Raw genomic sequence first — 21,259 nt, 5'->3', positions numbered from 1 at the left:
CTGGCTTTCCTCCGCTCAGTGCAGAACAGGCGCTGTTTCGGCTGCAGCATCGCTCGGCTGCCCATCCGGCTCATTGCATTCACTGAACACCAGTAATGCCGCCATGCGTACGTATTCCTGCACTTCCATCAGGTCATTTTCGTCTTCTTCCGCTTCGGCATCGGCAGCCGTTGTGATCTGAACGATCTGAGCCAGGTCTCGCAGGGTTTCCTGGCCTTCGATCGACAACCCCTGGCTACCCTTGCGTTCCTGCAGGCCGAAACCGCTGAGAAAACCGCTGCACCACAAACCCAACGCATCTGCACGCCCCGCCAGTGGCTGGTCATCATCCGGCAGGACCAGTTCAAAGCTGAAGTCCGGGGCCTGCAGCTGCTGCAGCGTGGCCAGATACAGCTGCATGATGCCAGTACGCGTCAGCTCTCGGCTGAACGGCTCCAGATCCAGCAGCTCGCCGATACGGGCAAACAGGGTGACCGGATCAAACCGGGCACCGGCCGCTACCTGGCCGCACAGCAGTCCGTGCAGCTCAGCGGGGGAAAGGGTCAGCAATCCCTCTTCCACCAGCAGGTCAGCCAAAGTGTCAAAATCCGGCAGCTCGATTACGGGGGCCTGTTCATCTGTCATATTGATCTATCCGGTTCGGGTCATGTTTTTACAGAGGGTATCCGGAGAGGGCCGGCACTGCATTGATCTCTATGCTAGCATTTAGCCCTATACAGGGCCATGCGTGTCAGATTGACCCTGTCGCAACGGCTGTTTATAGTCAGCGCATACTGCATGGGGCCTGGCATGACCGAACATTATTTCAACGCACTGGAACACAAGATTGACCTGCTTCTTGCGCGGGTAGAACAGCTTGAGCTTGAAAACAGCACGCTGCGCGAACAGGACACCCGTCTGCGCGAAGAACGTGCTCAATTGATCCAGCTGAATGACCAGACCCGCAGCAAGGTTGAAGGCATGATACAGCGACTCAAGGCACTGGAGCAGAACTCATGAGCGCAGACGCACGCACTGTCACCGTCAAGTTGCTCGACAAGGAATATACCATCAGCTGCCCGGACGGAGCCGAAGCGGAGTTACTGGCCTCTGCCGACTACCTGAACCAGAAAATGCTCGATATACGTCACTCAGGCAAGATCATCGGCCTTGAGCGGATCGCTGTTATGGCCGCATTGAATATGTCGCACGAGCTGATCAAAAGCCGAGAGGAACAGCGTCAGGCAGTAGAGGTCAACCTGCGCCGATTGGGGCAGAAAATTGACCAGAGCCTGGCACGCAACAACACCTCCAAAGCGAATGAAAACTCTTCATCATCCTGAAAACACTTTATTTTCATAATTTTAAGCATCCTTAGCAGAAGCAGAAAGAATTACAAGAGCTGACATTCAGACAAGCACGCGTATAATGAAATCAGGTTCCTGGAGTGTTCGACAGTCGGTCAAGTCCCTCGAGCCGATAAGCAATACCCCGGCAGCGCTCAACTGGTATTGTGAGCATGTCCGCTTGACGGAAAGCCTGATATATCAGTAAGCGCTTCCACTCTGAACCTTAGGGTTCAGGGCCACGACCGACACCGGCACTCCGGGAAGCCTTTTACATCATGCAGGATCGCAAAACACTCCGCCGCGAAATGCGGGCCCGAAGACGGGCACTTACCCCCCAGCAACAGCGCACAGCCGGTCGCTGCCTTGCTCGAAACCTCGCCCGACAACTCTGGTTTGCCAAGGCTCGCCATGTGGCAATCTATCTGCCCAACGATGGCGAAATCGATACCCGACCACTGATAACCCTTTGCCGCACGCTTGGCAAAACGCTCTATCTACCGGTACTGCACCCGATCCGGCACAACCGACTCTGGTTTACCCCCTACGCCACAACGACCCGGATGCAGCTCAATCGCTACCGTATTCTGGAGCCTGTACTTCAGGGCAAGCCTGTTCGCCCTGCTGTAGCACTGGATCTGGTACTGCTGCCGCTGGTGGCGTTTTCAGCCGATGGTGGCCGCATGGGCATGGGAGGAGGCTATTATGACCGGACGTTTGCCTTCCGCCTGAAAGGCAATGGCATGCGCGGACCAAAACTAGTGGGACTTGCACACGAGTTGCAACGAGTAAATCAGCTACCGATAGAAAGGTGGGACGTTCCGCTGGACGCGATCGCGACAGACTCGCGGGTTTACGCCATCAACTGTTGAAAACCTGCTGCACCATGGCGGCCAGTTGGAGATCGCTCTGTGAGATGCCAGTCATTACGGCACCTACTATGAACACAATCACGAGTACCAATACCAGATCCGGGCTTTTATTCATGATCGTCAGCAGTTATCCGATGGTTGCAGTTAAAGTTATGCTTTAAGTGTCAGCATAATCATGTGACAAACGCTAGTCTTTCACACGCAGCTTTTTTTTCAACCCCTTTGGCGGCACTTTTCCGGATTTTAACCTCTATTTTTTATATCTTCAGGGATATGTCGCCAAACGTGCCGAAAAATGTATGAAATAAGGTATTTTTTGGCGACACTTTTAAAGAAGAATCAAAACTACGGGCAGCGTCAGCATTGAAATCATCGTCTGTGCCGTAATGATGCCCGCCATCAACTCGGCATCACCGCCCATCTGCCGGGCCAGAATATAGGCCGAAGTGGCCGTCGGTACGGCCGCAAATATCACTACTACACTGGTTGTCAGCAGGTCCAGCTGCCACAACCCGGCCAGCGCAAACGCCAGCAGCGGCAAAAACAGAAGCTTGATCAGACTGGCCGCGACCAGTGCCCTGCCGCCGCCACGCAAGGCCCGCAAGTCCAATCCGGCTCCCACCGCCAGCAGCCCCATTGGCAACGCCATACGCCCCAACAGCTCCAGCACCGAAGTTACACCCAAAGGCAAAGCAGCGCCCGAAAGGCTCAACGCAATACCCAGCAGACAAGCCAGAATCAACGGATTTCGAGCCAGTGTCATCAGCAGTTGACGCGGCGAAAACGCCTGCTCGGAAGTCAGTGCAAAAGCCAGGACGCTGAACAGGTTCAGCAGCGGAATCATCACGGCCGTTATCACCGCCGCCAGCACGATGCCCTCTGACCCGTGCAGCGCCGCAGTGACAGCAAGCGCAACATAGGTATTGAAGCGTACACTGCCCTGAAAAAAAGAGGTGAAGGCAGGTACCGTCAGACGCAACAGCGGTTTGCAGGCACAACAGAACAGAGCGGCCATAACCAACACAACCACAACCAGTGCCGCCAGCCGAATAGAATCGTCACCTGCCAGCTGGGCATTGGCCAGACGCTCCACCAGCAAAGCCGGAAACAGCACATAATAGGTCGCCTTTTCTGCCGGCTGCCAGAAACCTTCACCTGGAAATCCACTGCGACGAGCCAGAAAGCCGAGCAGCAGGAGCGCAAAAACAGGCCAGAGGGCGATGATTATCGGCTGCATCTGATATACATTCCCCTACAAGAGACGGCAACACAGGTTGCTCAACCATTACCAACAAAGGCTGCATATAATGCTGACATCATTGGTTCTTACGGTCATCGGACCGGATAAGCCGGGGCTGGTCGGACTGCTGTCCCGCACCATTGCCGAGCATCAGGGTAACTGGCTGGAGTCGGGCATGTCACGCCTGGGTGGCAAGTTCGCCGGCATTCTGATCACTCAAGTGCCCAACGAACAGGCCGAGGCACTGATCAGCGCACTGGAAGCGCTGCAAACACAGGGACTCAGAGTCACGGCGGAGCGCAGCGAAGACGCCCCACCCGTAGCCGAGATGCAGCCGATGACACTGGAGCTGGTGGGGCATGACAAACCGGGTATTGTGCGCGAGATTTCACAGGCACTGGCCGCACGACACATCAATGTAGAACGACTGAGCACCGAGCTGACCTCTGGCTCAATGTCGGCGGAAGAGCTGTTCAAGGCCGAGGCAGAACTGTTGGCCCCGGCAGACCTGGATCCTGATGATCTGCAGCAGGCACTGGAAGCGATCGCCGGTGATCTGATGGTGGACATCACCCTGCGCTGACAGCAAAACCAAGACTGGAGCCACCAAACTGGCGGCTCTTCGACCACCGCGTCATTTTCAGTCGGCACGCGCCGCCAACAGGTCACGACCGCGAATCACCGCTGCCCGCACCTGATCCGGTGCCGTGCCACCAATGTGGTTACGCGCCGCCACCGATCCTTCCAGCGTCAGCACTGCAAACACATCATCGGCGATCACATCGGAGAACTGCTGTAGTTCTTCCAGTGTCATGTCGGACAGGTCCTTGCCGGTCTTGATGCCGTAGGCGACGGACAGCCCGACAATTTCGTGGGCATCACGGAAGGCCACTCCCTTGCGAACCAGATAGTCGGCCAGATCGGTAGCGGTGGAGAAACCACGGCGCGCCGCTTCACGCATCTGATCCTTGCGCGACTCGATAGCCGGCACCATGTCACCAAAGGCACGCAGGCAGCCCTTCACCGTGTCCACAGCGTCAAACAGCGGCTCCTTGTCTTCCTGATTGTCCTTGTTGTACGCCAGCGGCTGGGACTTCATCAGCGTCAGCAGTGAGATCAGGTGGCCGTAAACGCGGCCGCTCTTGCCTCGTACCAGCTCAGGCACGTCCGGATTCTTTTTCTGCGGCATGATGGAAGAGCCGGTGCAGAAACGGTCAGGCAGGTTGATAAAGTTGAACTGGGCCGATGTCCAGAGTACCAACTCCTCCGACATCCGGGTCATGTGCATCAGCAGCAGGCTGGCAGCAGCGCAGAACTCGATGCCGAAATCACGATCGGACACTGCATCCAGGGAATTGCCCGCCGGAGCATCAAACTGCAGCAGTTCGGCGGTGTAGTGTCGGTCAATCGGATAAGTTGTACCGGCCAGAGCCGCGGCCCCCAGCGGCATGATGTTGACGCGCTTGCGGCAGTCGGCAAAGCGCTCATAGTCACGGCTCAGCATCTCGAACCAGGCCAGCAGATGATGGCCGAAGGTAACCGGCTGGGCGGTTTGAAGGTGCGTGAAGCCGGGCATGATGGTATCGGCTTCCTGCTCGGCCAGATTCAGCAGTCCTTGCTGCAGGCGGCTGACCTCGGCCAGAATCAGGTCGATCTCGTCGCGCATGTAGAGACGGATGTCAGTGGCGACCTGGTCATTGCGCGAACGACCGGTATGCAGTTTCTTGCCGGTGATGCCGATCTTCTTCGTCAGTGCAGCCTCGATGTTCATATGAACATCTTCCAGCTCCACCGACCACTCGAACTCGCCACGCTCAATCTCGACCCGGATCTCGCCCAGGCCACGGATGATTGCGTCGCGCTCTTCCTCGGTCAGCACCCCCACCTTCGCCAGCATACGTGCGTGCGCCACTGAGCCCTGGATATCGTGCCGATAAAGACGCTTGTCGAAATCAACCGAAGCGGTGAAACGGGCGACGAATGCATCGGTTGGCTCACTGAAGCGGCCGCCCCACTGCTGATTGGTCTCTTTGCTCATACACCTCTACCTCGCTGACGCTGAATCGGCCCAAACAAGCGGACCGGTGAATGTCGATGAGTTGATTATACAGCCCTTTCCGACCAACAGCATGGTCAATACCGATTCCGGTTGCTTGCCAGCCAAAACCACCCAACCACAATACTTTAGTATTATTTTGAGACTTTAAATCTCATTTTAATTGACATAACCTCAAGGCAATATCATAAATAACGAGACTTATAGTCTCAAAATAACAAAAAGGAACTGATATGAAACCGTTCACACGCTCCCTGACCAAACACTCACTCGCCCTGCTAACCGGCGCCGTGCTGGCGTCCAGTTTCAGTACCGCCATTCAGGCCGCCGACGACCAGGTGCGCTGGAAAGTTCAGGCGGTGTTCAATACCAACTGGCCGGGTTTAGGCAACCCCATTCGCTTGGTCGAGGAGTCCCTGAAGGAAGCCAGTGGCGGAGAAGCCCAGATCAAGGTATACGAGCCGGGCAAAATCGTGCCGTCCTTTCAAATCACCGAAGCGGTCAAGAACAAACAGATTCCCGCCGGTTTCGCCTGGCTAGCCTACGATCAGGGCAAGATGCCAGCCGCCGCTCTGTTTGCCGCCGTGCCTTTCGGCATGGATCCTATGGGCTACAGCGCCTGGTGGTACGAAGGCGGTGGTCATCAGCTGGCCGAAAAGCTTTACGCCCCGCATAACATCCATCCGATCCTCTGCTCCATCACCGGTGCTGAAACAGCTGGCTGGTTTCGCAAGGAGATCAATACGCCAGAAGATCTCCAGGGCCTGAAGATCCGTTTTGCAGGTATCGGCGGCAAGGTACTGCAGAAACTGGGCGCCTCGGTCACGGTCATCCCTGGCGGTGAAATTTTCCCGGCATTGGAGAAAGGTGCCATCGACGCCACCGAATTTGCCACGCCGGCGATCGACGAGATGCTCGGTTTTGACAAGGTCGCCAAACACAACTACTTCCCGGGCTGGCACCAGCCGTTTACCGCGTCCCATCTGGTGGTCAACACCGATGTCTGGAACGGCCTGAGCAAACAGAACCAGACCCTGATCGAGACTGCCTGTACCGCCGCCACTTTCCGCGGCCTGGCCTACAGCGAATCTCTGCAGGGCGAAAAACTGGCAGGCTTCGGCGCCAAGGGTGTAACACCGCACCGCTTGAGCCCTGCACTGATGGAGGCACTGGAAAACGCCACCAACGAAGTGATGCAGGAAACTTCGAGCACCGACCCGATGTTCAAGGAGGTGTATACCTCGATTCAGGACTTCCGTCAGGGATACGACCAGTGGAAAGAGCTGGGATCGCTGTAAGGCGCTGCTGAATTGCCAGCGAAGGGGCGGGAGCCGCCCGTCCCTTCCTACTGTTCAGGTATCACCGGAGTCCAGACATGAATCAACTGACAACACCTGCCCCGGTCTACGCCGACGAGGCACCAAGCCCTGACAACTTCGACATGGAACAGCTGATCCATCACACCGAGCTGCCCCATACACGTCTGTCACGCAGCTTCGACGCGGTTATAGGCACAATCTCAGCCATCGCTCACTGGAGCTGGCCACTGCTTATGTTGGTCATCATGATCAACGTGGTGCTGCGCTACGCCTTCGGTGAGGGCCATATCGAGCTGGAGGAGCTGCAGTGGCACCTTTACTCCATCGGCTGGCTGGTCGGCCTCTCCTTCTGCTATGTGCTCGATGACCACGTCAGGGTGGACCTGTTGCATGAACGCCTTGGTCTGAAGACCCAGGCCGTTATAGAGCTGCTCGGCATCCTGTTCCTGTTGCTGCCCTTTGCCCTGGTCGTACTCTGGTACGCCATCCCCTTTGTGCAGTACTCCTTCGAGATGAGCGAAATTTCCATGGCACCGGGCGGGCTGCCCTACCGCTGGGCGATCAAGGCGGTACTGGTGCTCGGCTTTGCGCTGCTGCTGCTTGCCATGCTGTCACGCCTGAGCCGTGTCTGCGCGCTACTGTTCGGTTTCCCCCGGACAATACGAATCAGCGAGGAGAAAGCCCGTGGAAATTAATGAAATTCTCGCCATCACCATGTTCGCCAGCTTTATTGTGCTGCTGTTCACCGGTTTCCCGGTTGCCTGGGTACTGGGCGGCGTGGCACTGATCTTTGCCATTATCTCCATGATGGCCGACCAGATGTGGGACGCCTGGATCGGCATCGACTGGGAATACGTTTCAATCACCGTCCCCCGCATCTGGAACGTAATGACCAACTGGGTGCTGGTTGCCCTGCCGATGTTTGTCTTCATGGGCCTGATGCTGGACCGCTCCGGTATCGCCGAAGACCTGATGACCAATCTGGTGCGCCTGTTCGGTCGCGTCCGCGGCGGGCTGGCGATCACCGTCACCTTCGTCGGGCTGTTATTGGCGGCCTCTACCGGCATTATCGGTGCGTCCGTGGTGTTGCTGGCGCTGCTTGGCATCCCGATGATGATGCGCCAGGGCTACAGCCACGAACTGGCCTGCGGCACAGTCTGTTCCACCGGTACCCTGGGCATTCTGATTCCGCCCAGTATCATGCTGGTGATGATGGGCGACCGGCTGGGCGTGCCGGTGGGCGACCTTTTCCTCGGCGCACTCTTTCCGGGTCTGCTGCTCGCCGCGCTCTATATCGGTTACATCTTTGCCGTGGGACTTCTGCGTCCCCAGGCCGCGCCAGCCCCGGACGACGCAGAGCCGGTGACGCCGCTGCTGGTTGCAAAGGTGTTTGTCACCGTATTGCCTGCTGCCGGTCTGATCCTGGCGGTGCTGGGTTCCATCTTCGCCGGTATCGCCACCCCCACCGAGGCGTCCGGCGTCGGTGCCGCCGGTGCAACCCTGCTGGCAGTAATCAAGAAGCGCGTCAACCTGCAGGTGCTCTATGAAGTCTGCCGCGAGACCACCAAAACCACGGCGTTCATCTTCGCTCTGTTGCTTGGCGCGACGGCATTCTCGCTGGTACTTCGCGGCCTGGGTGGTGACGAGCTGATCGAATCGGCGCTGACCGGTCTGCCGTTCAGCCCCACCGGCATCGTGATCTGCATTCTGCTGGTGACCTTCGTACTCGGCTTCTTCCTCGACTGGATCGAGCTGACCCTGATCATCCTGCCGCTGGTGGCCCCGGTGGTGTCCGGCCTCGGTTTCGATCTGGTCTGGTTCACCATCCTGTTCGCTGTCTGCCTGCAGACGTCGTTCCTGACCCCGCCGGTGGGTTTCGCCCTGTTTTACATGAAAGGCGTGGCCCCCGAGGGGATCACCGTCGGCACCATCTACCGTGGCGTACTACCCTTTATCGCACTGCAATTGGTAGGACTGTCGATCGTTTTCTACTGGCAGCAGATCGTGACCTGGCTGCCTTCCATGGCCTATTCAAACTGACCCTTTCGGAGAATAACAATGAGCAACCGAATCATTCTACCCCGCCTGATGGAAGTAGGTGCCGGCGCCAGCCGCAAGGCTCCTGAAGTACTGGCGGCTTTGGGCTGCAGCAACCCACTGATCATTTCCGATCCGATGATGGTCAAGCTGGGTTATGTGGATAACCTGCAGGCAGCATTGAGCGAAGCCGGCGTTGCCAGCGACCTTTTTGCCGACACCCTGCCCGAACCCACTGAAGCCTCGATTCTGGCCGGTGTGGATAAAGTCAAAGCGGGCAATTACGACGCGATCATCGCCCTCGGTGGCGGCAGCCCGATCGATTCAGCCAAGGCGATCTCGATCCTGGGCAAGTTCGGCGGCCAGATGCGCGACTACAAGTTCCCGCGTGATGTCAGCGAGCAGGGCCTGCCGATCATCGCCATCCCGACCACCGCCGGCACCGGCTCAGAAGCGACCCGCTTCACCATCATTACCGATGCCGACAAGGATGAGAAGATGCTCTGCGTCGGTCTCGGCTTCATGCCGACCGCCGCGCTGATCGACTATGAACTGACCCTGTCGGTACCGGCCCGCGTCACCGCCGACACCGGCATCGATGCCCTGACCCACGCCATCGAAGCCTATGTCAGTGCCAAGGCCAACCCGTACAGCGACAGCCAGGCACTGGCGGCGATGAAGCTGCTCGGCCCGAACCTGCGTACTGCCTATCACCAACCGGATAACCGGGAAGCACGCGAGGCGATGATGCTTGGTTCAACCCTGGCCGGCATTGCCTTCTCGGCTGCCTCAGTGGCGCTGGTACACGGCATGAGCCGACCTATAGGCGCCTTCTTCCATGTGCCGCACGGTCTGTCCAACGCAATGCTGCTGCCCACCGTCACCGCCTTCTCGCTGGACAGCGCGCCGGAGCGCTACGCCGACTGTGCCCGCGCCATCGGCGCCGCCCTGCAGAGTGATGACACCGATACCGCCAACACCAAGCTGGTAGCCGAACTGCGGGCCCTTAACGAAGAGCTTGAAGTGCCGAGCCCCGCCGCCTACGGCATTGATGAAGCACGCTACTTCGAACTGCGCGCCACCATGGCCGAACAGGCACTGGCGTCCGGTTCTCCCGGCAACAATCCCCGCGTGCCCAGCGTGGATGAATTGATCGACCTCTATGCCGCTGTCTGGAATCAGCAGTAACAATAATTTTTATAACAAGACTCAGGAATATACTCAGATGACCAACGTGACCAACTTTATCAACAACACCCGCACCCCGAGCGAGTCCAGCCGCACTGCCCCGGTCTACAACCCGGCCACCGGAGAACAAAGCGGCACCGTCACCCTGTCCACCGCCGACGAGACGCGCAGCGCGATTACTGCCGCCGAGGCGGCCTTCCCGGCCTGGTCCAAGACCCCATCCGTGGTCCGTGCCCGCGTCATGTTCAAGTTCAAGCAGCTGCTGGACGAAAACCGGGACAGGCTGGCCGAGCTAATCACCCTGGAACACGGCAAAGTGTTCTCCGACGCTCAGGGCGAAATCACCCGCGGCATGGAAGTGGTCGAATTCGCCTGTGGCATTCCCCACCTGCAGAAGGGTGAGCACTCGCTCAACGTAGGGCGTGACATCGACTCCGACTCGCTGATGCAGCCGCTGGGCGTCTGCGCCGGCATCTCCCCGTTCAACTTCCCGGCCATGGTACCCATGTGGATGTTCCCGGTGGCAATCGCCTGCGGCAACACCTTCGTTATGAAGCCGTCCGAGAAGGACCCGAGCGCCACCCTGTTCATCGCCGAAATGCTGGCCGAAGCCGGCCTGCCGGCGGGCGTATTCAACCTGGTCAACGGCGACAAGGAAGCAGTCGACGTGCTGCTCACCGATGAGCGCGTGCAGGCGGTCAGTTTCGTCGGCTCCACTCCCATCGCCGAATATATCTATGCCACCGCATCGGCCCACGGAAAGCGCTGTCAGGCACTGGGCGGCGCCAAGAACCACATGGTGGTCATGCCGGACGCCGATCCCGAACAGGTGGTCAACTCACTGATGGGTGCCGCCTACGGCTCCGCCGGTGAACGCTGCATGGCGATCTCGGTAGCGGTCTGTGTCGGTAACGAAGTAGCCGATAACCTGGTCGAGATGATGAAAACCGAGATTGGCCAGATGCGTGTCGGTCCCGGACTGGGTCAGGAGCAGGAGCCGCACATGGGCCCGGTGGTCAGCCGCGAACATCAGCAGAAAATCCTGGCCTACATCGATAGCGGCGTAGAGGAAGGCGCCACCCTGGTTGCCGACGGTCGCAACTTCACAGTAAACGGCCACGAGAACGGCTTCTTTGTCGGCCCAACCCTTTTCGACAACGTCACCACCGAGATGCGCATTTACCAGGAAGAGATCTTCGGCCCGGTGCTGGTGGTCGTGCGCGTCAACAGTTTCGATGAAGCCCTGCAGCTGATCAACGATCACGAATACGGCAACGGTACGGCCCTGTTTACCCGCGACGGCGACACCGCCCGCCAGTTCGAGGAGAACGTCAAGGTCGGCATGGTCGGCATCAACGTGCCGATTCCGGTGCCGATGGCCTTCCACTGCTTCGGTGGCTGGAAACGTTCCGTATTCGGCCCCCTGAACATGCACGGCTCCGACGGTGTACGTTTCTTCACCCGCATGAAGACCGTGACCCGCCGCTGGCCCACCGGCATCCGTGCCGGCGCCGAGTTCTCAATGCCGACAATGAAGTAACCGTTTGCAGCCAGCCACACCGCCTCTGACGGGAGACTGTGGCTGGCTGGTCGCCGCAGAGGCATGCAACCTGATATGCCTGCCACGACGACACATAAAGTGGATTGCCCTGTCCCAACAAGGTACTGCTCTTGCCGCCCATGAGGCGGCTTTTTTTATGCCCACCCGTTAACACGATATACTGAATACCTATTGCAACCTTGGACCTGACCAACATTATGAGTACCACACGCAGGGAAAAAGGCTCCTCGATTCTCCGGGTTCTGGAAATCATCGAAACAGTAGCCAGCTCCGGCCATCCGATGACCGCCGCAGAACTGTCGAAACAACTGGATATTCCCAAAGCCACCGGCCATCGTCTGATTCAAACGCTGGAAAAAGAAGGTTTTCTGCAGACCAACATGCGCGGTTTCGTCGTCCCCGGCGCACGTTTGCACCAGGTTGCGCTTGGTATCATCTACGCCAGCCGCCACAAGGCCCAGCGCCGCGCCATTCTGGAAGGGCTCTCCGGCCAGATTCGAGAAACCATCGGCTTGGCGATTCCCGATGGCACCGAGATGCTCTATTTCGATCGTGTCCAGACCAACTGGCCGCTGCAGATCAACCTGCCGGTAGGCAGCCATACCCCGGCCTGGTGCACCGCCAGCGGCAAGCTTTACCTGTCCAACCTGCCTGCCAGTCAACGCAAGTTGATGCTTGAAAAGCTGCCCATGCAACAGTTTGCGCGCAACACCCTGACCGATCCCGCAGAACTGCTCGACGAACTGAAGCATGTCGCCGAACAACAATTGGCCGTCGACAATGAAGAGTTCATCGACGGCATGGTAGCGGTGGCCGTTCCAGTCAAGGATACACAAGGTCGCCTGGTTGCCTGCCTGTTCACCCACGCCCCCGTGATTCGCAGCTCACTCGATGACCTGCTGCAATTCGAGCCGCTGCTGCGTCAGGCAGCACATGAACTAGAGCAGGTAATCAGCGTACCAGAGCAGAGCTGAGGCATCAGTCAACCGCTGTGCCACTTTCTGTTACACTGCCGATCATTCAACTCGATCCGGTGGAGCCCGCTCCGGCTCGGCTCCGCCTGCTGACAAGGATTCAATCATGAGCAGAACCATTCGCATCGCCACCCGCCGCAGCCTGTTGGCACTCTGGCAGGCCGAATACGTCAAGGCAGAACTGGAGCTCCACCACCCCGGTATCCATATCGAGTTGCTGAAAATCGAATCCCGCGGTGACAAGATTCTCGATACGCCTCTGGCCAAGATCGGCGGCAAAGGTCTGTTCGTCAAGGAGCTGGAAAACGCCTTACTGGAAGGCCGCGCCGACATCGCCGTACACTCCATGAAGGACGTGCCGATGGAGTTCCCGCAGGGACTGGGACTACCGGTCATCTGTGTACGTGAACAGCCTACCGATGCCTTTGTCAGCAACCAGTATGATAACCTGGATGCTTTGCCGGAAGGCGCCATCGTCGGTACCTCTTCCCTGCGCCGCGAAGTACAGATACGTGAGCGCCGCCCGGACCTGGAAGTGCGTTTTCTGCGCGGCAACGTCCAGACCCGACTGGCCAAGCTGGATGCAGGCGAGTACGACGCCATTATTCTCGCCACCGCAGGCCTGTTGCGACTCAAGTTACAGGATCGCATCCGCCATGAAATGTCACCAGAAGAGAGCCTGCCTGCTGGTGGCCAGGGTGCCGTGGGTATCGAATGCCGCAACGATGACGCCGAACTGATCAAACTGCTGCAACCGCTGCATCACACCGACACCGCTGATCGCGTACTGGCCGAACGTGCCATGAACCGCCGGCTCGAAGGTGGCTGCCAGGTGCCGATCGGCTGCTACGCCACCCTGAGCGAAGACGGGGATGAGATATTCCTGCGCGGACTGGTAGGTCGCCCGGATGGCAGCAAGGTACTGCGCGATGAAATCCGCGGCCCTCGCGAACAGGCCGAGGCAATGGGTATTACTCTGGCCGATCGTTTGCTGGCCGCCGGTGCTGACAAGATTTTGGCCGAGGTGTACAAGGAACGTGGCTGAACCGATACAACCCCTGTGCGGACAGAGGATACTGGTGACCCGCCCTGCACATCAGGCCGAAGGCCAGGTGGCGTATTTGCGCGGACTGGGGGCTGAGCCCGTCTGCCTGCCCCTGCTGGAAATCATGCCCACCGGAGAAGAAGACGGTGCCGACTACCAGCAATGCAAACGCTGTATGCTGGACTTGGATCTCTATGACGGCGTCATTTTTGTCAGCCCCAATGCAGCACGCATCGGGGCCGACTGGATCGATCAGTATTGGCCGCAGTTGCCGGTTGGCGTGCGCTGGATCGGTATAGGCCAGCAAACCTGTGACGCCCTGGAACAGTTCGGCATCCATGCCTGGCATGCCGAGGGTGGCTTCGACTCCGAGACACTGCTGGCGGACCCGTCCATGCAGTCCGTGGCCACGCAACGCTTCCTGATTGCGCGCGCCGATGGAGGACGAGACATGCTGGCCGATACGCTGAGCCAGCGGGGCGCTCGAGTCGACTATGCCCATATCTATCGGCGCGTCTGCCCAGCCTATTCGACCGACATTATCCAAAGTACTATTTATGCACAGCCGTTATCGGCTATCCTCATTACCAGTGGTCAAGCCTTGCAGAACCTGCTCACGCTGAGCGGAAGCACCGATGCAGGCCTGGCTGAAATCCGGATCATCGTTCCCAGTGCCCGCCTTGCCGAGCTGGCCTGTTCGCTGGGATTCACCCGAATCCGGGTAGCACAGGGACCGGACGACCGCAGTATCGTCGAAGCACTGCTACCCGCCTGACAATCGGAACCACCGGCATGAAAGAAACCCGCGACAATTCATCTGAACCAACCAATAAGCCCGCTGACGCACACGACGAGTCCAGCAGCAAGACAAAGGACTCCCCTGCTACGGATACCAGCAAATCAGCCGCTGAAACCACCAAAGAAAAACCGGAAGTAAATCAGGACGCTAATGCGGCCTCCAGCGCAACTGCCGACAAACCTGCCAAACAGCCTCCTCGCAAGCCGAAGGCTGAAAGTCAAAAACGCTGTGGCGCAACCTGGCCCGGCAAGCTGGCACTGGTGCTGTCGCTTATAACCCTCGGCGGCGGAGGCTATCTGGCTTGGGAAGGCTGGCAACTGAAACAACAGAACAGCCAGATGCAGGAACGCCTCAGCCAACAGGTCGAAACCGCCCTGGCCAATGGTCGAGCCGAAGTGGCCCAGACAGTCAGCAGTGTAAACCAGCAACTGGGACAGCTGCAGGCCCGCTCGGAAGCCGAAGCGCAGAATATCGCCGAGCTGCAGGATCGACTGACCCGGAGTATCCAGCAGGTCACAGCGAGCCGTGAGCTCAGCCGCAAAGACTGGTTGCTGGCCGAGGTGGAATATCTGTTGCGACTGGCCAATCAGCGCGTATTAATGGAACAGACTCCGAATGGCGCACTGACTCTCCTGAAATCGGCCGACACCATTCTCAGTGAAACTGATGACGTTACCATCTACGATGTACGCAAGGCGTTGGCCGCTGACATCGCAGCACTGGAAGCAGTGCCCAGACTGGATAGCGAGGGGGTATTCCTGCGACTGGGTGCGCTCAACCGTCAGGTGGACAACCTGCGCGTGGTACCCGTCAGCGAACGACGTGAGCTGCCGCAGATGCTGGAAGAGATCACACCCGAAAGTGTCAAGCAGTCCTGGGGCGACGGTTTCAAGACCAGCTGGAACAAGGCAGTAAACAAGTTTGAGCAGCTGATCGTGATTCAACACCGTGACGAGCCCATCAAGCCGCTGATGTCACCTGAGCAAACCTTCTTCCTGCAGCAAAACCTGCATCTGATGCTGGAACAGGCTCAGATGGCCTTGCTGCAGCGCAAGCAACAGGCTTTCGATAGCAGCCTGAGCAAGGCGCAGGAGTGGATTGCCACCCACTTCGACCCAAAAGATGCCACCACTATTGCCCTGCGCACAGGACTGGCTGAACTTTCCGAGGTAAACGTGGCACCAGAGCTGCCGGACATTTCCGGCTCCCTGAGCAGCCTCAAGGATTATCTCGGTCGCATGCAGCAGTTGCGTGAGGGAGGGCAGAACAGATGAAAAAACTGTTTATCATCCTTTTAATACTGCTGGTAGCCGGCGCCTGGGTTGGCCAGCTGATGGTGCAGGATCCAGGCTATGTACTGCTGTCATACCAGCAGACCACGGTTGAAACCAGTCTCTGGGTGCTGTTGCTGATACTGGTACTCGGTTTTGCACTGTTGCACTGGCTGTTCAACCTGGTCCATAACATACGATTGCCGGGTGATCGTCTGCGCAGCTGGCGCAGTGACCGCAACCACCGCTTGGCGCGCAGCAAAACCCTGAAAGGGCTTGTGGCGCTGTCCGAGGGCAGCTGGTGGAAGGCACAGCGCTACCTGACACAGGCGGCACAGCGCTCCGACCTGCCGGTCATCAATTATCTTGCGGCGGCCCGTGCAGCCCACGAGCAGGGCGACAGCAAATCATCCGATGACCTGCTCAATCGCGCCCGCCAGTCAACCCCCGAGGCCGAGGTCGCGATCAGCATCACTCAGGCAGAAATGCAGCTGGAGCGTGGTCAACTGGAACCCAGCCTGGCCACACTGCTCCATCTGCGACGCCAGGCACCCAAACATACCCATGTCATCCGCCTGCTCAAGGAAGCCTATCTGAAGCTGGAGGACTGGAAAGGCCTTACCGAGCTTCTACCGGAGCTAAAGCGACTGCAGGCGATGAAAGATGACGAGCTGGAACAACTTGAGCTGCAATGTCACCTGCATCAACTCGAATACAGCATCTCCAGCCTGCCGGACGGAGCCGATGCACAGGAACGCCTGCGCAGCCTCAGCCGCAGCTGGCAGTCCATTCCACAGCCACTGCTGCGCAACCCGGTACTGGTCAGCCGTTATACTGATCTGATGATCGAGATCGGCGCCGAAGTGGAAGTCGAGAAAATGCTGCGAGACCTGATCAAACGCCAGTGGGACGAGCACTTGGTCAGGTTGTATGGCCGCATTCAGGGTGAAAATGCCGAGAAGCAACTGAATATAGCCCGCGGCTGGCTCAAGCAGCACGCCGACAGCCCCGGTCTGGAGCTGACACTGGGGCGCCTGAGTATGCGTAACGCACACTGGGGCAAGGCGATCAATCACTTTGAACGCAGCCTTGAGCTACAGCCCGACGCAGAGACCTTCAAGGAGTTGTACCGCCTGTTGCATCACTTGGGCGAAGACAAGCGTACGCTCGATATGATGACACGCGAGTTGCAACAGCTCGATAACTCACTGCCGGCGCTGCCTCTGCCTGCACCGAACAGCGAGAGCCATTGAGCCTGCCCCAAACGAAAACGCCCGGCAAAGCCGGGCGTTTTCATATCACTGGCAGCAAAATGAACTAGGCCGGTCGCGGCGCCCAGGCAAACACGTCAGAATGAACCTGATTCTCTGCCACCCCTTTTTCCGTCAGTCGATCCAGCAAGGCATACACCATCCCAGGTGAGCCACAGGCATATACCGCCAGATCCTCGATACACTCCAGGTCTTCGGCAATGGCATCCGGCATAAGCCCGGTACGCCCGGTCCAGCCCGGACTGGTTTCGGGTTCGCTCACCACCGGCATAAAATGCACATTGGCATGTTCATGCGCCCATTGCTGTGGAAGCTTCTCCAGATAAAGGTCTGCCTCCATGCGCGCGCCCCAGTAAATATCGATCCGGTTGTGGGCCTGATTGGCCAGCAGGTGTTCGACCATGCTCTTGATCTGAGCAAAGCCAGTGCTGGCAGCCGCAAATACAAATCGGGTTTCAGGCGTTACATCAGCCATAGTCAGGCTTACAGCACCCTTGGGCAGCTCGATCTGGACGGATGGACTGGTCTGCAGATAACTGAGGATCATGGCATTGAACTCACTGCCCGGTACCTGGCGTATATGCAGTTCAAGGTCTCGCCCTTGATCCGGTGCCGACGCAATGGAAAAGGATGCCTTTTTCCCCTCCGGCAACAGAATATCCAAATACTGGCCGGCTCGATAATGCATCGACTCCGGGTCCACCGCTGTCAGACGCAGCCGAACCCGAAACACATCCTGATTCAGGGCTTCGAACCCTGTCACATCACATACTCTTGTTTCCAAAACATCACTCCTTGCTGCAGGCAACCGTAGCCGCCTGCCGGTATCAGTTGTCTAGAATACCCAGCTGATCCCAGATCTCGTCCACCCGTTGCTTCACGGCTGGGTCCATCTTGATCGGCTCACCCCACTCGCGAGTGGTTTCGCCTTCCCACTTGTTGGTGGCATCCAACCCCATTTTCGAGCCCAGACCCGAAACCGGTGAGGCAAAATCGAGATAGTCGATCGGCGTATTGTCGATCATCACCGTATCCCGCTGCGGGTCCATACGAGTGGTGATCGCCCAGATCACGTCATTCCAGTCGCGAGCATTGACGTCGTCATCGCAGACGATGACAAATTTGGTGTACATGAACTGACGCAAAAACGACCAGACACCCAACATGATCCGCTTGGCATGCCCCGGATACTGCTTCTTGATCGTGACCACCGCCATGCGATAGGAGCAGCCTTCCGGCGGCAGATAGAAGTCCACAATTTCGGGAAACTGTTTCTGCAGGATCGGCACAAATACTTCATTCAGCGCGACGCCAAGAATAGCCGGCTCATCTGGTGGCCGTCCGGTGTAGGTGCTGTGATAGATGGCATCCTTGCGCCGTGTGATCCGCTCTACGGTAAACACCGGGAAACGATCCACCTCGTTGTAGTAGCCGGTATGATCGCCGAACGGACCTTCGTCCGCCATCTCCTCGGGATCAATGTACCCCTCAAGAATAATTTCCGCGCTGGCCGGCACCTGTAGATCACTGCCGATGCACTTAACCACTTCGGTTTTGCCACCGCGCAACAGGCCAGCAAAGGCATACTCGGACAGGGTATCCGGCACCGGCGTCACAGCACCCAGAATGGTCGCCGGATCGGCGCCCAGCGCCACTGCAACCGGAAAGCGCTCACCGGGATGAGCCAGCTTCCATTCACGGAAATCCAGGGCGCCGCCACGGTGGGCCAGCCAACGCATGATCAGTTTGTTGCGACCGATCAACTGCTGACGGTAGATGCCCAGGTTTTGTCGCGGCTTGTCCGGCCCGCGGGTGATCACCAGTGGCCAGGTCACCAGCGGACCGGCATCACCGGGCCAGCAGGTCTGGATCGGAATACGGTAAAGGTCGACATCATCGCCCTCGATGACCATCTCCTGACAGGGCGCCTTACGCACCTGTTTCGGCCCCATGTGCAGCACCTGACGATACAACGGCAGCTTGTCCCAGGCATCCTTCATGCCGCGGGGCGGTTCAGGCTCCTTAAGCTGGGCCAGCGTCTTGCCGACCTCTCGCAGGGCCGCTACCGACGTCTCACCCATGCCCAGCGCCACACGTTCAGGAGTACCGAACAGGTTGCCCAGCACCGGCATGTCATAGCCCTTGGGGTTCTCGAACAGCAGCGCGGGGCCACCGGCCTTGAGGGTACGGTCGCAGATTTCGGTCATTTCCAGTACCGGGTCAACCGGCATCCGGATACGCTTGAGTTCGCCACGCGCTTCCAGCATCTCGATGAAGTCGCGCAGGTCCTTGTATTTGGGTGTCGACATGGGATCGCCTGTCCAAAGAATACGACTGGGTACATCCTGTACATAAAAAAGGGGTAAGTGATTAGCTTACCCCGCTTTCGTCGCCTTGGTTCACTACAGCAGGTGAATTCGGCTTACTTGCGCTTCATCGACAGGAAGAACTCATCATTGGTCTTGAAGTCCTTCAGTTTGTCGATCACAAACTCGGTAGCTGCGGAGTCGTCCATCGGATCCAGCAGCTTGCGCAGAATCCACATCCGCTGCAGCTCTTCTTCGCTGGTCAGCAGATCTTCACGGCGGGTACCTGAACGGCGGATATTGATCGCCGGGAATACACGCTTTTCAGCAATCTTGCGGTCCAGGTGGACTTCGGAGTTACCGGTACCCTTGAATTCCTCGAAGATAACCTCGTCCATTTTCGAGCCGGTATCAACCAGTGCGGTGGCGATGATCGTCAGGCTGCCGCCTTCTTCGATATTACGGGCTGCACCAAAGAAGCGCTTGGGGCGCTCCAGTGCGTGTGCATCAACACCACCGGTCAGTACCTTGCCCGAAGATGGGATAACGGTGTTGTAGGCACGCGCCAGACGTGTGATGGAGTCGAGCAGGATCACCACATCTTTCTTGTGCTCGGTCAGGCGTTTGGCCTTTTCCAGCACCATTTCAGCAACCTGTACGTGACGTGACGGCGGTTCGTCGAAGGTGGATGCAACCACTTCACCACGAACGGTGCGCTGCATGTCGGTCACTTCCTCGGGGCGTTCGTCGATCAGCAACACGATCATGTAGCATTCAGGATTGTTACGGGTGATGCTGTTGGCAATGTTCTGCAGCATCAGCGTCTTACCGGCCTTGGGCGGTGATACGATCAGGGCGCGCTGGCCCTTGCCCATGGGGCACACCAGATCAATTACACGCGCCGTCAGATCCTCGGTACTGCCATTGCCGATTTCCATCCGCATGCGCTGTTGTGCAAACAGAGGCGTCAGGTTTTCGAACAGGATCTTGTTTTTCGCGTTTTCCGGGCGATCATAGTTGATCTCGTTGACCTTCAGCAGCGCGAAGTAGCGCTCCCCATCTTTCGGCGGGCGAATCTTGCCCGAGATGGTGTCACCGGTGCGCAGATTGAAACGACGGATCTGACTGGGAGATACATAGATATCGTCAGGGCCAGCGAGGTAGGAAGAATCGGCTGAGCGCAGGAAGCCGAAGCCGTCCTGCAGGATCTCCAGCACACCGTCACCGTAGATGTCCTCTCCGCTTTTGGCATGTTTCTTCAGAATAGCGAAGATCACGTCCTGTTTGCGGGAGCGGGCCATGTTGTCGAGGCCCATTTCGATGGCGATATCCAGAAGTTCCGGAACGCTTTTTAGTTTGAGTTCGGTAAGATTCATAGTATTCAGAGAAGCAGCCCAGAGTCGGCTGGTTACGGATGGAAACCGGATGGTTAGTCGGAAGAAATAAGGTTAAGGTCTTACTTGTGACACCCAGACAATGGATCGCCGGGCCGGTATGTGGGACCACTATAAAAGGTAAAACGGGACCTGTCCAGCAGAAGCTGGTGGAAAAACGCGACCGTTGCGCAGCCTGCGTGTTTCCACCTGGCCAGGCTCACAGATTGGCGTCGATGAAAGCCGCCAGCTGAGACTTGGACAGCGCGCCTACCTTTGTCGCTTCCACATTACCGCCCTTGAACAGCATCAGAGTCGGGATGCCACGAATGCCAAACTTGGGCGGCGTTTCATTGTTTTCGTCGATGTTCAATTTGCAAACCTTCAGTTTGCCCGCATATTCCTTGGCGATCTCTTCCAGCACCGGGGCGATCATCTTGCAGGGTCCACACCACTCGGCCCAGTAATCTACCAGCACAGCGCCCTCAGCCTTGAGAACATCTTCTTCGAAGGAGGCGTCAGTCACATTGACGATATTTTCACTCATGGATCGATTCTCCAGTGCACGAGGTGCGTTTAAGACATTGGCAGGATGATAACACCTGCTACCCACGCCTGCCAC

General features: G+C 57.9%; 22 protein-coding genes and 1 other RNA gene. 15 read left to right on the top strand and 8 right to left on the bottom strand.

Going from position 1 to position 21,259, the window contains the following annotated elements:
• Positions 1–15 precede the first annotated feature (15 nt).
• A complete protein-coding gene (locus tag BLV48_RS09440; protein ID WP_091826341.1) occupies positions 16–624 on the bottom strand; it encodes a UPF0149 family protein in 609 nt (202 codons plus the stop codon).
• Between the two features lie 165 nt (positions 625–789).
• Here BLV48_RS09440 and BLV48_RS09435 point away from each other — a divergent pair, with 165 nt between their 5' ends.
• From BLV48_RS09435 to BLV48_RS09420, 4 genes are all read left to right on the top strand, one after another.
• Positions 790–999 carry a TIGR02449 family protein gene (locus BLV48_RS09435; RefSeq protein ID WP_091826339.1) on the top strand — a complete coding sequence of 70 codons (210 nt, stop codon included), beginning with the start codon at positions 790–792 and terminating at the stop codon, positions 997–999.
• Positions 996–1,322: a cell division protein ZapA gene (locus BLV48_RS09430; protein ID WP_091826337.1), complete on the top strand. Its 327-nt coding sequence runs from the start codon at positions 996–998 to the stop codon at positions 1,320–1,322. Before BLV48_RS09435 ends, BLV48_RS09430 begins: the two co-directional genes overlap by 4 nt.
• Positions 1,323–1,415: 93 nt before the next feature.
• Positions 1,416–1,595, top strand: a non-coding RNA gene (gene ssrS / locus BLV48_RS09425) — 6S RNA.
• Between the two features lie 8 nt (positions 1,596–1,603).
• Complete coding sequence (locus BLV48_RS09420) at positions 1,604–2,197, top strand: 5-formyltetrahydrofolate cyclo-ligase (RefSeq protein WP_091826335.1); 594 nt, start codon at positions 1,604–1,606, stop codon at positions 2,195–2,197.
• On the opposite strand, the gene BLV48_RS19485 is transcribed toward BLV48_RS09420, so the two are convergent.
• Entirely contained in the window at positions 2,187–2,312 is a 126-nt protein-coding gene (locus BLV48_RS19485; RefSeq protein WP_302847885.1) for a hypothetical protein, read from the bottom strand. The genes BLV48_RS09420 and BLV48_RS19485 overlap by 11 nt on opposite strands.
• A gap of 213 nt (positions 2,313–2,525) precedes the next feature.
• A complete protein-coding gene (locus tag BLV48_RS09415; RefSeq protein ID WP_091826333.1) occupies positions 2,526–3,434 on the bottom strand; it encodes an AEC family transporter in 909 nt (302 codons plus the stop codon).
• A 70-nt stretch (positions 3,435–3,504) separates the two neighbouring features.
• Here BLV48_RS09415 and BLV48_RS09410 point away from each other — a divergent pair, with 70 nt between their 5' ends.
• Positions 3,505–4,020, top strand: coding sequence for a glycine cleavage system transcriptional repressor (locus BLV48_RS09410; protein ID WP_091826331.1), 516 nt, complete (start codon positions 3,505–3,507; stop codon positions 4,018–4,020).
• Positions 4,021–4,077: 57 nt separating this feature from the next.
• Here BLV48_RS09410 and argH read toward each other — a convergent pair whose 3' ends face one another.
• Entirely contained in the window at positions 4,078–5,475 is a 1,398-nt protein-coding gene (gene argH / locus BLV48_RS09405) for an argininosuccinate lyase (RefSeq protein ID WP_091826329.1), read from the bottom strand.
• Between the two features lie 251 nt (positions 5,476–5,726).
• Here argH and BLV48_RS09400 point away from each other — a divergent pair, with 251 nt between their 5' ends.
• The 10 genes from BLV48_RS09400 (at position 5,727) to BLV48_RS09355 (ending at position 16,940) form a co-directional block, all read left to right on the top strand.
• Complete coding sequence (locus BLV48_RS09400; RefSeq protein ID WP_091826328.1) at positions 5,727–6,791, top strand: TRAP transporter substrate-binding protein; 1,065 nt, start codon at positions 5,727–5,729, stop codon at positions 6,789–6,791.
• Positions 6,792–6,868: 77 nt separating this feature from the next.
• Positions 6,869–7,507, top strand: a complete 639-nt coding sequence (locus BLV48_RS09395; protein ID WP_217632986.1) for a TRAP transporter small permease subunit — start codon at positions 6,869–6,871, stop codon at positions 7,505–7,507.
• Positions 7,497–8,852 (top strand): TRAP transporter large permease, encoded by a 1,356-nt coding sequence (locus BLV48_RS09390; RefSeq protein ID WP_091826326.1) that lies wholly within the window; start codon positions 7,497–7,499, stop codon positions 8,850–8,852. The genes BLV48_RS09395 and BLV48_RS09390 overlap by 11 nt, the downstream gene beginning before the upstream one ends.
• 18 nt (positions 8,853–8,870) lie before the next feature.
• Entirely contained in the window at positions 8,871–10,037 is a 1,167-nt protein-coding gene (locus BLV48_RS09385; RefSeq protein WP_091826324.1) for an iron-containing alcohol dehydrogenase, read from the top strand.
• Positions 10,038–10,074: 37 nt separating this feature from the next.
• On the top strand, positions 10,075–11,577 hold the full coding sequence (locus BLV48_RS09380; RefSeq protein ID WP_091826517.1) for a CoA-acylating methylmalonate-semialdehyde dehydrogenase: 1,503 nt from the start codon (positions 10,075–10,077) through the stop codon (positions 11,575–11,577).
• A gap of 218 nt (positions 11,578–11,795) precedes the next feature.
• A complete protein-coding gene (locus BLV48_RS09375; RefSeq protein WP_091826515.1) occupies positions 11,796–12,572 on the top strand; it encodes an IclR family transcriptional regulator in 777 nt (258 codons plus the stop codon).
• 106 nt (positions 12,573–12,678) lie between these two features.
• Positions 12,679–13,617: a hydroxymethylbilane synthase gene (gene hemC / locus BLV48_RS09370; RefSeq protein ID WP_091826322.1), complete on the top strand. Its 939-nt coding sequence runs from the start codon at positions 12,679–12,681 to the stop codon at positions 13,615–13,617.
• Complete coding sequence (locus BLV48_RS09365) at positions 13,610–14,392, top strand: uroporphyrinogen-III synthase (RefSeq protein ID WP_091826320.1); 783 nt, start codon at positions 13,610–13,612, stop codon at positions 14,390–14,392. Before hemC ends, BLV48_RS09365 begins: the two co-directional genes overlap by 8 nt.
• A 17-nt stretch (positions 14,393–14,409) precedes the next feature.
• Complete coding sequence (locus tag BLV48_RS09360) at positions 14,410–15,690, top strand: uroporphyrinogen-III C-methyltransferase (protein ID WP_091826318.1); 1,281 nt, start codon at positions 14,410–14,412, stop codon at positions 15,688–15,690.
• Complete coding sequence (locus tag BLV48_RS09355) at positions 15,687–16,940, top strand: heme biosynthesis HemY N-terminal domain-containing protein (protein ID WP_091826317.1); 1,254 nt, start codon at positions 15,687–15,689, stop codon at positions 16,938–16,940. The genes BLV48_RS09360 and BLV48_RS09355 overlap by 4 nt, the downstream gene beginning before the upstream one ends.
• A gap of 64 nt (positions 16,941–17,004) precedes the next feature.
• Here BLV48_RS09355 and BLV48_RS09350 read toward each other — a convergent pair whose 3' ends face one another.
• The 4 genes from BLV48_RS09350 to trxA all read right to left on the bottom strand — a co-directional run bounded on the left by BLV48_RS09350 (position 17,005) and on the right by trxA (position 21,184).
• Complete coding sequence (locus BLV48_RS09350; protein ID WP_254775006.1) at positions 17,005–17,742, bottom strand: NAD(P)H-flavin reductase; 738 nt, start codon at positions 17,740–17,742, stop codon at positions 17,005–17,007.
• A 43-nt stretch (positions 17,743–17,785) separates the two neighbouring features.
• A complete protein-coding gene (gene ubiD, locus BLV48_RS09345) occupies positions 17,786–19,267 on the bottom strand; it encodes a 4-hydroxy-3-polyprenylbenzoate decarboxylase (protein WP_091826314.1) in 1,482 nt (493 codons plus the stop codon).
• Positions 19,268–19,380: 113 nt separating this feature from the next.
• The gene (rho, locus tag BLV48_RS09340) at positions 19,381–20,640 is read right to left on the bottom strand and encodes a transcription termination factor Rho (protein WP_091826312.1); all 1,260 of its coding nucleotides are present in this window, start codon (positions 20,638–20,640) and stop codon (positions 19,381–19,383) included.
• A gap of 217 nt (positions 20,641–20,857) precedes the next feature.
• The gene (trxA, locus tag BLV48_RS09335; protein WP_091826310.1) at positions 20,858–21,184 is read right to left on the bottom strand and encodes a thioredoxin TrxA; all 327 of its coding nucleotides are present in this window, start codon (positions 21,182–21,184) and stop codon (positions 20,858–20,860) included.
• Positions 21,185–21,259 lie beyond the last annotated feature (75 nt).

This window comes from Marinobacterium iners DSM 11526 (genome assembly GCF_900107855.1).
Classification (GTDB): Bacteria; Pseudomonadota; Gammaproteobacteria; order Pseudomonadales; family Balneatricaceae; genus Marinobacterium; species Marinobacterium iners.
This window is presented reverse-complemented; position numbering and strand designations above follow the sequence as displayed.

Excerpts from the sequence above, each read along its gene's own strand:
- BLV48_RS09440 (WP_091826341.1), bottom strand. The coding sequence starts at position 624 with ATGACAGATGAACAGGCCCCCGTAATCGAGCTGCCGGATTTTGACACT.
- BLV48_RS09380 (WP_091826517.1), top strand. The coding sequence starts at position 10,075 with ATGACCAACGTGACCAACTTTATCAACAACACCCGCACCCCGAGCGAG.
- BLV48_RS09385 (WP_091826324.1), top strand. The coding sequence starts at position 8,871 with ATGAGCAACCGAATCATTCTACCCCGCCTGATGGAAGTAGGTGCCGGC.
- ubiD (WP_091826314.1), bottom strand. The coding sequence starts at position 19,267 with ATGTCGACACCCAAATACAAGGACCTGCGCGACTTCATCGAGATGCTG.
- BLV48_RS19485 (WP_302847885.1), bottom strand. The coding sequence starts at position 2,312 with ATGAATAAAAGCCCGGATCTGGTATTGGTACTCGTGATTGTGTTCATA.
- BLV48_RS09410 (WP_091826331.1), top strand. The coding sequence starts at position 3,505 with ATGCTGACATCATTGGTTCTTACGGTCATCGGACCGGATAAGCCGGGG.
- rho (WP_091826312.1), bottom strand. The coding sequence starts at position 20,640 with ATGAATCTTACCGAACTCAAACTAAAAAGCGTTCCGGAACTTCTGGAT.
- BLV48_RS09360 (WP_091826318.1), top strand. The coding sequence starts at position 14,410 with ATGAAAGAAACCCGCGACAATTCATCTGAACCAACCAATAAGCCCGCT.
- hemC (WP_091826322.1), top strand. The coding sequence starts at position 12,679 with ATGAGCAGAACCATTCGCATCGCCACCCGCCGCAGCCTGTTGGCACTC.
- BLV48_RS09430 (WP_091826337.1), top strand. The coding sequence starts at position 996 with ATGAGCGCAGACGCACGCACTGTCACCGTCAAGTTGCTCGACAAGGAA.
- BLV48_RS09375 (WP_091826515.1), top strand. The coding sequence starts at position 11,796 with ATGAGTACCACACGCAGGGAAAAAGGCTCCTCGATTCTCCGGGTTCTG.
- BLV48_RS09415 (WP_091826333.1), bottom strand. The coding sequence starts at position 3,434 with ATGCAGCCGATAATCATCGCCCTCTGGCCTGTTTTTGCGCTCCTGCTG.
- argH (WP_091826329.1), bottom strand. The coding sequence starts at position 5,475 with ATGAGCAAAGAGACCAATCAGCAGTGGGGCGGCCGCTTCAGTGAGCCA.
- BLV48_RS09400 (WP_091826328.1), top strand. The coding sequence starts at position 5,727 with ATGAAACCGTTCACACGCTCCCTGACCAAACACTCACTCGCCCTGCTA.
- BLV48_RS09420 (WP_091826335.1), top strand. The coding sequence starts at position 1,604 with ATGCAGGATCGCAAAACACTCCGCCGCGAAATGCGGGCCCGAAGACGG.
- BLV48_RS09355 (WP_091826317.1), top strand. The coding sequence starts at position 15,687 with ATGAAAAAACTGTTTATCATCCTTTTAATACTGCTGGTAGCCGGCGCC.
- BLV48_RS09435 (WP_091826339.1), top strand. The coding sequence starts at position 790 with ATGACCGAACATTATTTCAACGCACTGGAACACAAGATTGACCTGCTT.
- BLV48_RS09395 (WP_217632986.1), top strand. The coding sequence starts at position 6,869 with ATGAATCAACTGACAACACCTGCCCCGGTCTACGCCGACGAGGCACCA.
- trxA (WP_091826310.1), bottom strand. The coding sequence starts at position 21,184 with ATGAGTGAAAATATCGTCAATGTGACTGACGCCTCCTTCGAAGAAGAT.